The organism is Fictibacillus sp. WQ 8-8 (assembly GCF_024494405.1).
GTDB lineage: Bacteria > Bacillota > Bacilli > Bacillales > Fictibacillaceae > Fictibacillus_C > Fictibacillus_C marinisediminis.
Genome location: NZ_JAMXKG010000007.1, coordinates 196212 through 208805, shown reverse-complemented (window position 1 = coordinate 208805; position 12594 = coordinate 196212). Strand labels below are relative to the sequence as shown.

Below are 12594 nucleotides of genomic sequence, written 5' to 3'. Positions count from 1 at the left end.
CTTGGAATTTTTATTAATTACAATTAAAGGCTAATAATAGAACTGACCGTTTTATTGCACATAATTTCTATAACATATTGGCTTATACTTGCATTTTAATTTCTCTGACACCTACATTTAAAGCAGATAACATCCCCTCATAGGTGGCTTCTTCCAAGGTACGGGGTGCCAGGCAATCCCCTATCTGTTCTACAAACGGGGTTATGCCTTTAACTTGTTCATATAGCTCAATATTGGGGACACGACCTAATGATAAGATAACGTTATCCCAGTCTTCTATCTCTTCTGTATCATGCGTAAATAGATTTCGGATGATTACATGGTCGTTACGAATTCCCCCAAAATCAAAATGTGGCCGGAGATGTACTTTTAGTTGATACAGTTTCTTCAAATATTCATTTCGAAGATACTGATGAACCTCTTGCCCGATATGAAGCTTAGAGGTGATCAGTGTTACTTTATGACCTTTTTCTGCTAAGAATATAGCCGCTTCAATTGCCGGCCAGTCTCCACCAAAATCAAATACGAACAATCGAGATCCAATCGCTTCAGGTTTCCCGCTAAAAAGATTGTCAACCAATATGACACGGGAATCATTGATACCTTCTACGTGCGGCAGATAAGGTCTGGAACCCACTGCACAAATAATAGCTTCAGGTTTAAGCTCAGTTAGATTCTCTGTGGTAACTCTTTGCCCCAGCCGGATATCTACATTACTTGCTGATAACTTTCGTAAATAATTATCCAGCATGGTTTCCGCCAATTCCCGGCGCATGGGAGCTCGACGCATTATGCGCAATAGTCCACCAATCTCCTTGTGTTGATCTACCAGAGTAACATCATGTCCCTGCGCATCGGCCGTGAGAGCGGCTTGCAGCCCTGCCGGTCCTGCTCCTATGACGACGACACGCTGTTTTGATCTTGAACGCTCGATAAGCGGAAGTAACTCCTCCTCTTTACCAGCGATCGGATTTTGTACGCATCCAATAGTAAGCCCTTTATGATAATGGCCGATACATGCCTGAAGACAACCTATACAAGCGTCAATGGCTTGAACGTCCCCCCTGACGGCCTTATTCGGCATATCGGGATCAACAATCAACGCCCGAGTCATCCCTATGACATCAGCTTTTCCGGTTGCCACAATTTTCTCCGCTTCCACAGGGTCAATAATACGCGATCCAATGAAGACAGGAACTGCACCTGCCATTCGAATTTTAAACCCATGAGAGGACAGATAGGCATGCTTTACAGGGGATGGGGGTGCAATATGAGTGGAACCAGAATACGTACTTGAGTCCCCAGCTGTAACATTGATGAAGTCAAGTCGAACCCGATCCACCAAATATTCCACAATCTTTACAGCATCTGTTATTGTCGTTCCGTCCATGGTCATTTCGTCGGAGCTCATCCGGATTCCCACCGTGTAGTCTTCTCCTACTGCCAGCCACACGCGTTCCAATACTTCTATAATAAAGCGCATGCGATTCTCAAAGGATCCGCCATATTGGTCCGTTCGATAATTGGTATGACTAGACCAAAATTGTGATGGTAGGTAGCCGTGGGAACAGCAAACTTCCACCCCATCAAGCCCACCGTCTTTGGCTAATTTGGCCGATATTGCAAATCCATTAATAACTTCCTCGATTTCCTCAAGGCTCATTGGCTTGGGCATAGCCCCAAAACGCAAACTAGGTTCAGCAGAAGGAGACCATGCAGCATTACGGTATTCGCTCGATATCACTTCTCTTCCCCCGTGAAACAACTGGGCGAATACTTTTGCCCCGTATTGTTGTACTTGCTTGGAGATTTTGGAATATGCAGCTACTACGTGTGGATCGTAACCCGCAATTGTTTTAGTGGTCAGCATGCCTGACGTGTGCACAGCAGCTGCCTCAAGAATAATAAGACCCGCTCCTCCTTTAGCACGTGCTTCATGGTAGGCTCCCATTTCCGAAGTTGGGATGCCATTTTTCACATGATTTGTTTGGTGAGCTGTAGTCATAACTCTGTTTTTAAGTTCTAAGTTCCCAATTTCAACACGACTAAATAGGTTCTTGAAATTTGTCATCACAAATTCCTCCTTCGTGTATAACCACGGATAGGTGGTAACAAATACTTCACTTTGATGCAGCAAACAAAAACTAAGCTGGTAGCCAATGAATGAAAAAGGAAGTAGGCTGTGATCCCACTCCCTCAATCTTTTTTGATATTCCATTCTCTATCAGTCGATCCATTAGCTATTGTTTATTACGTGCTTCTGTACGTTTTGCTCTAGTTGCCACCTGATCGAGTTTAAGATCGTCGGTAAGCACCACACCGTAGAGATTACTTGCTTGTGCCCTTGAAACGATCTCTTCACGAACATCTTGCGCCACAAGTTCCGGGTCACGGCTCAGGGGATCGCCCCAGCCGCCACCACCAGTGCTCTCGAAGACAAACGATTCACCTGGTTGAAATTGAATGCCCCCTAGCATTTGAGGATGCCATGTCCCGTCATCTGCTAATCCACCAATCGTTTCTAACTCACCTTGGCGAGTTTTCCGCAGCTGTCTTTGCTGTGCTGAGTGTAGTCCCCCGTTAACTCCTGGCGAGCCTTTGCGGGTTCGGGAGCACTCCATCCAGATCATCTCGCCACGCCCAAGGAACTCTACTTCAACATGTACGCCTACACCACCACGATAGCGTCCGGCCCCAGCTGAGTCAGTCCGCATTTCAAACGAATTGTATCGTATAGGAAATAGGAGTTCAGCTATCTCAGCAGGGAGATTCTGACAGTTTCCGAGAGGGTCCATTGTTACATGCATTCCGTCGTGAGTGGGTGTTCCACCCCATCCCCCGGCAGGCAAATCAGTAAAGATATGCAAATCACCTGTCGCCGGATCAGCGGCACTTGCCACATACCAGTTCGCATCAGAACAAGTTGGAGCCACAATGCGTTCAGGAATCGCCTTGGCCAGTGCCATCCAGATGGCTGCGGTGATCTTTGAAGAGGCTACGGTTGTGCATCCAAGTGTCGGTGATGGCCAGTGGGGATTGAGCCAGGTATTCTCAGGAATAGTCAAATCGATCTGTCTGTACATCCCTGCATTTGCTGGTGCCTCAGGATTGAGAAAGAACTTTAAAGAATAGTAAACCGCCGAGGCCGTGTTAGCGTAAGGAGAGTTAATTGGACCAATTGCGATGGGATCACTTCCTGTAAAATCAACCCCGATCCGATCTCCAGCAACAGTGATTTTGACACGTAGTTGGACAGGATTATCGGTGAATCCATCGCTGTCGATATAATCGCTCGCCTCGTACTCACCATCGGGAATTCGGTTAATTGCTTCTTTGGTCATCTCCTGAGTGTAGTCGAGAACTTCTCGCATCCCTTGCCTTAAAACATCCGTTCCGTACTTGTCTGCGAGTCGCATAAATTCATCGCGGGCGGCCCGCAGAGCACCTAGTTGCGCCTGGATGTCACCCTCAATGTACTGAGGTGTCCGTGTGCTATTCTTGATAATTTCAATAAGTTCTGTATTAGGTTTGCCTTCCTTGTAGAGCATCAACGGAGGCAGACGTAGACCTTCCCCGGCAATGTGGGTGTCAAAACCACCACCGACATCAGTCCAGTGGGCTCGGCTGACTGCAAAGCCAAGCAAAATGCCGTCATAGAACACAGGCATAGTCATGGTGACATCAGGAGTATGAGTGCCTCCATCATAAGGATCGTTCAGGATGATGACATCATCGGGACCTAGCTCTTCTATTGGATATCGTTTGAGTGAGGCACGTGCGCTAAAGTGCATGGCGGCAATATGAACCGGACAGTTAGCTGTCTGACCAATTAAATTGACGTCCGGGTCAAAAATAGCGTTGGAGTAATCCACCATGTCATAAATAATTGGCGAGAATGATGCCTTTTGCAACACCAGGCTCATTCGTTCACAGGTGTATTCAAACGATCGCCGCAGAACTTCAAAGGTAATGGGATCTAGCTGACGCTTTACGGTGTCTGTTTTGATAGTGGTCATTTTACACCCTCCTCTGTAGTAACAAGGATTTTGCCATACTGGTCTACTTTCTCGTCGTTAGTGATAATAATGTTGCCAAACTTGTCGACCTTAGCCAATGCATGATGTGGAAGTACGATCTCACTGTCAGGCTGTTCAATAATGGCTGGTCCTTGAATTAGCTGGCCACTACTGAGATGGGCTGGATCGTAAACTTCCACCATATAGTACTGTCCTCCAAAGTAGACCTTGCGTTGTTCTTTGACTTCGTCACCTTTTTGATTGTTCGTCCCCAATGATGCTTCGAGATCACTGGCCTCTGGTTTGGCTATTTGTCCATATCCCGTAACTCGTAAGGTGACAAAAGCAACGGGGAAGGATTCTGAAGAGACTCCATATTCACGCTTGTGCTCCCTGTGGAAGGCATCAACTACATCGGCCACTATAGCCTCATCAATATCACCGCTTGGAACAGGTGTAGTCACTTCATAGGATTGTCCAATATAGCGCATCAGGGCGTTACGCTCAAACGTCATCTGCTCAGATTTAATTCCGTCATTCTCGAGCAATTCGTTACACTCTTGTTCGAGCTTGTTGAAGGCAAGTGTCAATTTACTCGAATCAAGACCTGCGGCCGGCGCATAAAAGGTCGCTTCAAGGTCGTGGCGTACCTCCATTGTTGTGGCTCCAAAGGCGCACGCAACTCCAGCAAACGGGGGTACCAGGATACGATTAATACCTGCTGCACGAGCAATATTAAAGGCATGTAGCCCGCCGGCGCCTCCAAAGGCAACAAGCGTCTGATCACGTGGATCACGACCGCGATCGGTCGAAACCATACGAATTGCACCTGCCATATTCTCACAGACAATCTCAAGGATGCCTTCAGCGCAATCGAGAACGGATAGACCCAGTGGCTCTGCAATGCTATTTATGGCGGTCACAGCTGCATCGTAATCAAGCTGGAATTTGCCGCTCAACGTTTGGTTTAAGCGCCCAAGCACAAGGTTTGCATCTGTCACTGTTGGGCGGGTGCCACCGCGACCATAGCAGGCTGGCCCAGGATCGGCTCCGGCACTTTGTGGACCAACGCGTAACGATCCGCCCTGATCAATCCATGCAATAGAGCCACCACCCGCACCAATACTGCGGATATCAAGCATGGGAGTGATTATCGGCATCTCCCACTCAAGTTCATATTCGTCTGTTACCAGACCGCGGCCATTCTCCATGAGACATGCCTCAAAACTGGTGCCTCCAACGTCAGTAACAATCATGTTCTGCGTGTTAAGTAAAGTACTCAGAAAGCCTCCTGCTGCAACTCCTCCAGCGGGTCCCGACCCAATCAATTCCTCTGGACGTTCTTTGGCAGTAGAACTTCGCATCATCCCACCATTGCTCTTGACTATGAAAAGCGGGGCGGTTGAGCCAGCTTCAGCCAGGCGTGCTTCTAATCTAGTAAAGTAGTCGCTCACAACAGGGAACAATGAAGCGCGTATCGCGGTCGTGACAAAGCGACCCAGTTCGCGAATCTTAGGGCGTGTTTCAGAGGACAGAGCAACACGTGCGTCTGGAATCACTTCCAGTATGATATCGCGCATCTCTTGCTCATGCCGACCATTTACATAGGAGTTAATAAACGCGATAGCTACGTTCTTGATGCCGAGTTTAGCAATTTTTTCAGCTACTCTGCGTGCTTCGTCCCGACCAAGAGGTTTTACAGTCGTCCCGTCCGCTCCTAGCTTTTCGCTAACAGTGAAACGACGGCTGCGGCTAATCAGCGGCTGAGATTTAACTTGATACGGATCGTAGAGGTGACGGCGACGCTGGCGTCCTATTTCGAGTGTGTCTCGGAAACCTGCAGTCGTCACTAACGCAGGTTCAGGATACTTGCGTTCGATTAAGGCGTTTGTTCCGATGGTCGTTCCATGAATAATCGTTCCAATTTCAGAAGGCTTAATCTCCGCTTCTGAAAGCGCATTCATAAATCCGATTACAGGATCATTTGGCGTCGAAAGTACCTTTGCTGTGCGTACACGCTCAGATTCTGCTCCTTCTTCATCCCAGGCAAAAAGATCAGTAAAGGTTCCACCAACATCAATTCCCACTCGTAACATATGTCTTCCTCCTTCTTCATTGGTTCCTGTTTCGGCTTACAACCCTACGATGGTGTCAAACTAGGAAATCATCCCGTTATAGTACATGCATAAGTTGGTTGTTTCTTCCGAAGGAACTAAACTACTCTACTCCACAACAGCTTCAATAGGTATCATCCTATTAAACGTTATCTTCCGACCCTCCTCACTCGTTCAAGAGTCATGACGATTTACTAGCAATTTACGATTTATTTAGTATAATCGTAATAATCGGTATATTCAGTATATTGTTAATCTTATCTTGGTTGCAATACGTCTATATGAACAAACTTTATGATTAATTTCATACGATGGGATGAATGCTTATGACAATTACTGTTCGTCAACTGGTAAATAATCCGCATTTGAAGACAAAAGTTCTCGCTGGTTCTAACGGTCTTGAACGCGAGATCACTTGGGCACACGTATGTGAATTACAAGACCCTACCCCATGGCTCAATGGTGGCGAATTAATCATGACCACCGGTCTGGCTATTCCGCGAATTGCACAGAAGCAGGAGGAATACTTGCAATGTCTCATAGGTGCAGGAGTTAGTGGAATAGCAATTGCGGAAGGAATGTACGCTCCTGAGTCTACCAATCGTTTACTGTCTGAAGCTGACCGAAACGCATTCCCTGTTTTGTTGACAGCTTATGAGATCCCTTGGCTTGCCATTACACGTACTGTGGCTGATGCGAATACACACGAAGAACACGCGAGAGTGGTACAAACACTGCGCATATACGAAATTGCACGTCAGGCCATTCAGGATCATTCTCCTACTCAAATACTCAATATGCTGGGCGAGATTATTAACTGTACGCTACATGTTGTCCACCCGATTAACAGAAAACCACTATTCTATCATTCCAAGCTGCCCAACAATATTAAGGAAATATTCGAAAAAATATCTCCCGGCGATAAACTTCATTCACCCGCTGTACACCGTATCGAACGAAGTGGAATAACCGTCATACAAGTGTCTGTTCCTGCATCCCGGCCGGCTACCCTACTCGCGATTAGTAATTCAACAATTATCCCTCATAATCTCATACTAGCTCATATCGCCACGATCGTTGGTCTGATAATTGAAAAAAATACGGCTATGCATGAACGCCAGCGACGGTTAGGTGCTGAGATAATGTCAGGTTTGATTGATGGACGACTTACAACCGATGCAGCCTATCTTTTACTGGCTGAGCATGAACTCGGAGAAGAACCACGGTGTATCGTTGCCTGCGCTGCTGGAGATCAACCTTTTGAACATACATGGTTACATCTCCAGTTGTATGCACGAGGCATCCCTCATCTATTAACCCGTCGGGGAAATCTTCTTCTAGTTATGCTTTCTGCAAGCAGTAACGTACTTTCTAGTTTGCAGGCTGAATTGCCAGCAAACGTACGCTTAGGCATAAGTAACACACTGGGGCGCCCTACTCGTACACCAGAAGCGTATCAAGAGGCTTTATGGGCATTGCGTGAAGCTGAGACTCATGAAAAAACTATTGTTTACTATAGCGAAGAGTCACCCGTGTCGCCCTTCATGCCCCGAAGTAGAAGTGAAGCTCAAGAACAAGTAAAGCAGGTTATTCGTGACCTGTTAGCATATGACATCAAACATAACAGTGAGTTCACAATGACACTATATGTTTATTTGTGTGAGAATCGTTCTTGGCAGAGTGCCGCAAAAAAATTACATATCCATAAACAGACATTGGTCTACCGAATTAACAGAATTGAACAAATGACAGGCCGTCGCCTTAATGTCACCAATGATGTTGCCGAACTTTGGTTCTCTTTACAAGCCGCAAGGATGCTGGGTTTGCTTCCAGACTTATCAAAGATAGAGATTATGTAGAATAGATTTTAATCAATCAGGAACGGTTTAAAAATTCTGCTGCCATTGAATATTAGTAAATCAAAAGTTGGCAAAATAATTGCAATAAAATAACTGAGATGGGGAATGGCGAAAAGCATGATAAGGAAAAAACGTGCCGATTCATCTATCCCTCAATGGAATCAAACCAGGATTATTTTTTATATTAATGAAGAGGCATATTTTTCTTTTTTAATTGTATGTTCATCTCTGTTATTATGGCTTTAACAGCAGCTTTCCTTTTGTCTTTCTTGACTGCATGAGGTCATGAACCTGTGCAGCCTCTCTTAAAGGGAAAACTTCACCGATGGTCAGTTTCAGCTTGCCTTGAGCCAGATACGTAAACAGCTCCTGAAGGCTTGGCTTTAACAGGTCAGTCCTTCTCATGATCTGCGGAAGGAAAAATCCTATCACGGATTGATTTTTTCCCATAAGGTTTGAAGGATAAAATTTGCTTGGCTCCCCGCTAGCGACACCATAAACAACAATCCTGCCAAACACAGCGAGACATTTCAGTGTCTTATGGAACACATCGCCTCCTGCCATTTCTAGAGCCACATCTACGCCTTTGCCATCTGTTGCTTCGAGAACTTTATTTTCCCAGCCATCCTCCGTATAGTTGACCGCCACATCAGCGCCCATCTGCCGCGCAAGTTCCAGCTTGTCCTCAGAACTGGCAGTTGCTATGATTTTTCCGGCTCCAAAAAGCTTCGCAAGCTGGACAGCGATCGTTCCGACTCCTCCGCCTGCCGCATGAACGAGCACCGTTTCTCCTTCTTCAAGCCTTCCCATCGTTTTAAGAATATGGTAGGCGCTTAATCCCTGCAGAGGCAATGCGGCAGCCTGCTGAAAATCGAGATGGTCATCAATCGGTATTAAAAATCTTCCATCAGCCAGCGCATATTCTGCGTAGCCACCGGATTCGATTAAGGTCACGACCCTTGTGCCAGGTTTTATGTGAGCGGATTTCTCTCCTGTTTCAACAACGACCCCTGCGACTTCAGCTCCAGGAACAAATGGCAAAGGTGTAGGAATGACATATTGGCCTTCTCTGCGTGCCGTATCTGCATAATTCACGCCGACAGCATGGATTTCAATCAGTACTTCATGTCCTTTAGGAACAGGTTTGTCGAGTTCAACATTCTCCAGCACTTGCGGTCCGCCATATTCTTTAAATCGTACTGCTTTCATCGTCATCCTCCTATTTGCCGGTAAACACGGGCTGTCTTTTTTCTTTAAACGCCGAAATGCCTTCTTGATGATCTTCTGTTGAGATCATAAGTGTCTGGTTTAAACGTTCCTGCTCAAGAATCTCTTCAAGGGTAGATTGATAGGAAGCATCAATAAGTTTTTTCATCTTTCCAAAGGCTGCCACAGGACCGTTTGCCAGTTTAGCAGCCAATTTGAACACTTCAGCCTCCAGCCTTTCAAGTGGAGCCAGGTAATTGATTACTCCTAGTTGGTAAAGCCTCTCTGCTGAAATCGGCTCGGCGCTGAAAAAGAACTGTTTTGCTAGATGTGGCCCGATGAGCTTAGGCAGGAAGTAAGAGCCTCCTCCATCAGAGATCAGTCCGACCTGTGAGAAACTCAGCGCAAATTTGCTGTCTTCTGCAGAGACGATTAAGTCGCAGGCCATCGCAAGGTTAAAGCCGGCCCCCGCAGCAAATCCGTGGACCGCAGCAATGATCGGAATCTCCGTTTCTTTCATCGCCAGGATGCAGCGGTTGAGTTTGCCGATATGCTGATACACATCATTGGAAGTCGCCTGCCCCATCGTTTTGACATCACCGCCTGCACTGAAAGAGCGACCAGCTCCCTTGAGCACGATGACTTTTATATCTTCTCGGTTTTGTGCTTCAGCGCATGCATCGGTCAACCCGGTGATCATTTCCTCGCTGAAGGAATTTAAACTCTCCGGTCTGTTTAAGGTGAGGATCATTATCGGACCCTCGAATTCTACTAAAAGGTGTTCTTGATTCATTATTTTCTCCTCCTTTAATTACATAATGAGCCAGCCGCCGTCAGCTAGTACGTCTGACCCTGTCATATAAGAAGCTTCACTCGATGCTAGAAAAGATATAATATTGGCGATCTCCTCCGGCTTGCCGACCCTTTTTAATGCGGTATTTTTTTTGATGGCTCTTACAAATTGTTCATTCTCAAGGCCTTCTTCTGTGAGCGGTGTTTCAATAAAACCGGGAGAAACAGAGTTGACCCGGATGCAATAAGGGGATAGTTCCAAGGCAAGTGCTCTCGTAAAATTGATGACACCGGCTTTTGCAGCACTGTAATGCGGAATATGGGCACCTGCCTGATGTCCGGAAAGGGAGGCTACATTAACAATGGCCCGGTTCTGCCGTTTTGTTTCTTTTTTGGCACCATCAATCATGATTTTTCCTAGCATACGAGAAACGAGAAACACGCTCTTTAAGTTGGCGCTTTGTACGTGATCCCATTCACTGGCAGCAGTTTCCATGATTCTTGTTTGGGAGCTGCCACCTGCATTATTGATCAGCACGTGCAGCTCACCAAATTGCGATTGGACGTGTTCTGCCAATCCCTTAACTTCTTTTTCACTCGTTACATCTGCTGTGAAAATTCCCGCTGCCTGAGCATTGGGAATTTTGCTGATCTCTGCCGACGTGTTTTCCAGTTTAGACTTTGTCCGGCCGACTAAAATCACTTTGGCTCCCTCTTTCGCCAGTTTGATTGCAGCGGCTTGCCCTATTCCGCTGCCGGCTCCGGTGATTAGGGCAATAGAGTGCGTGAACTTCATAACCCTGCTCCTTTAGCAAATAAAAGTATTTGCTTCATATTGTTTCTCTGCGATCATGCGGTTTCTAGCGACACTTTTCCCAAATTGATGACAGCAGTTACAAGATTGCGTGATCAACAATACAAGCTGATTTGTTTTCTCACCATCCGTCAGTTCGTGGACAAGCTTGCGTGCCAGCATTTCAGCTTCCCACAGACTGTCTTCTAATATCGTGTGGGTCAGGGCTGTTTTGAGGGCTGCCTTTTCAGCCCCGCTTTTCTTGACGGCTTTCAAAGTACGGAATACAGAAGATTCAGCTGCATAAAGGTTTATGGCTAAATCAGCGAGTGCCATTAAAGCCTCCTGTTCCTGAATCAGTCCATCACCAAATGCTTCATAGGCTATACCTGCAGAGAGAAGGAACAGATGGCGTATGGTTTCTATAGCGTGCCGTTCTGCAGCCATAAGGGAGGTGCCTTGTTCCTTCGCCTGCTGCAAGGACCGGACTGCACCTTGGATAGAGGTTTGAAGGTCGATCTCCCCTTTTATTGCCTTTCTAAAAAGGTGGGTTGGAATGAGCAGCCGGTTAATTTCGTTCGTACCTTCAAAGATACGGTTGATCCTTGAGTCTCTGTACATCTGTTCAATCCCGTATTCTTTTATAAATCCTGCACCGCCATGCAGCTGAAGCGCTTCATCAGCGATATAATCCAATGTTTCCGATCCATAGACTTTACAGATCGCACATTCTGTGGAGTATTCACTCAACCGTGTTCCTACAGTTTTCAAATCAGAAGAATCATTCAGATCTCGAAGAGCATCTTCAATTAAGCTTGCCGTCCGGTACTGGAGAGATTCTGCCGCATACAGGCGGGCAGCCAGTTTGGAGATTTTTTCTTTCGTAGCTGGAAAGTCAGCGATCCGCTGCTTAAATTGTTTACGTTCCTGAATAAACTGTACCGCTTTCTGGTACCCGTATTTTGCAGCTCCCATGGTGGCGGATCCGAGATTAAATCTTCCAAGGTTCAGGACATTTAAGGCGATAACATGGCCTTTTCCGATATCGCCAAGCAGGTTTTCCACGGGTACGAGACAATCTTCAAGAATAACCGACCGGGTCGATGAACCTTTGATCCCCATTTTATTTTCTTCGGGTCCAAGTGCTAAGCCTGGAAAATCCTTTTCAACAATAAAAGCTGTAAATTTCGATCCATCCACTTTGGCATACACGATAAAGGTGTCTGAAAAAACAGCGTTGGTAATATAGATTTTTGTACCGTTTAAAACATAATGAGTGCCTTCCTCGTTCAGGACTGCTGTCGTTTGCGCGGCCAAGGCATCTGAGCCGGCATTCGGTTCTGTCAGACAATAGGCACCTAGGAATTCACCTGATGCCATTTTCGGAAGGTATTTTTTCTTTTGGTCTGGTGTACCGAAATAGGTGATTGGCAGTGTGGCGATACACGTATGATTGGAATGCGCTACGCCGTATCCGCTTGAAGGGCCGACCATCTCACCGACGATGCCCTTGCTGATCTTATCGAGGCCAAGCCCGCCGTATTGTTCAGGAATACTGTGAGCCAAAAGGCCAAGCTCCCCTGCTTTTTTTAATAAAGAAACAATCCGTTTAAAATCCTGGCTCTCGATGTTTTCACGATAAGGTCCGACTTCTTTTTCAATAAATTGCCTGGCCGTTGCCTTGATCATCACATGTTCTTCAGTGAAATCCTCCGGGGTAAACAAGTGCTCCAAATCTATGGATGAAAATAAAAATCCGGAGCCTTTCACTCTCGTACCGGTTTGTGCCATGAAAATTCCCTCCCTTTCTGTGT

Annotated in this window: 8 protein-coding genes; 1 reads left to right on the top strand and 7 read right to left on the bottom strand. The window is 46.3% G+C overall.

Going from position 1 to position 12594, the window contains the following annotated elements:
• Positions 1–82 precede the first annotated feature (82 nt).
• From M1K46_RS17110 to M1K46_RS17100, 3 genes are all read right to left on the bottom strand, one after another.
• Positions 83–2071 carry an FAD-dependent oxidoreductase gene (locus M1K46_RS17110; RefSeq protein WP_256226966.1) on the bottom strand — a complete coding sequence of 663 codons (1989 nt, stop codon included), beginning with the start codon at positions 2069–2071 and terminating at the stop codon, positions 83–85.
• Positions 2072–2240: 169 nt separating this feature from the next.
• Complete coding sequence (locus tag M1K46_RS17105) at positions 2241–4016, bottom strand: hydantoinase B/oxoprolinase family protein (RefSeq protein ID WP_256226965.1); 1776 nt, start codon at positions 4014–4016, stop codon at positions 2241–2243.
• Positions 4013–6112, bottom strand: coding sequence for a hydantoinase/oxoprolinase family protein (locus M1K46_RS17100; protein ID WP_256226964.1), 2100 nt, complete (start codon positions 6110–6112; stop codon positions 4013–4015). The genes M1K46_RS17105 and M1K46_RS17100 overlap by 4 nt, the downstream gene beginning before the upstream one ends.
• Positions 6113–6456: 344 nt before the next feature.
• On the opposite strand from M1K46_RS17100, the gene M1K46_RS17095 reads away from it, so the two are divergent.
• Complete coding sequence (locus tag M1K46_RS17095; protein WP_256226963.1) at positions 6457–7989, top strand: PucR family transcriptional regulator; 1533 nt, start codon at positions 6457–6459, stop codon at positions 7987–7989.
• A 234-nt stretch (positions 7990–8223) separates the two neighbouring features.
• On the opposite strand, the gene M1K46_RS17090 is transcribed toward M1K46_RS17095, so the two are convergent.
• The 4 genes from M1K46_RS17090 to M1K46_RS17075 are packed head-to-tail and all read right to left on the bottom strand — an operon-like array spanning position 8224 to position 12571.
• The gene (locus M1K46_RS17090; RefSeq protein WP_256226962.1) at positions 8224–9198 is read right to left on the bottom strand and encodes a quinone oxidoreductase family protein; all 975 of its coding nucleotides are present in this window, start codon (positions 9196–9198) and stop codon (positions 8224–8226) included.
• Between the two features lie 10 nt (positions 9199–9208).
• Positions 9209–9988, bottom strand: a complete 780-nt coding sequence (locus M1K46_RS17085) for an enoyl-CoA hydratase/isomerase family protein (RefSeq protein ID WP_062232258.1) — start codon at positions 9986–9988, stop codon at positions 9209–9211.
• Between the two features lie 18 nt (positions 9989–10006).
• Positions 10007–10783, bottom strand: a complete 777-nt coding sequence (locus M1K46_RS17080) for an SDR family NAD(P)-dependent oxidoreductase (RefSeq protein ID WP_256226961.1) — start codon at positions 10781–10783, stop codon at positions 10007–10009.
• A 12-nt stretch (positions 10784–10795) separates the two neighbouring features.
• On the bottom strand, positions 10796–12571 hold the full coding sequence (locus tag M1K46_RS17075; protein WP_062232254.1) for an acyl-CoA dehydrogenase family protein: 1776 nt from the start codon (positions 12569–12571) through the stop codon (positions 10796–10798).
• Positions 12572–12594: the final 23 nt, after the last annotated feature.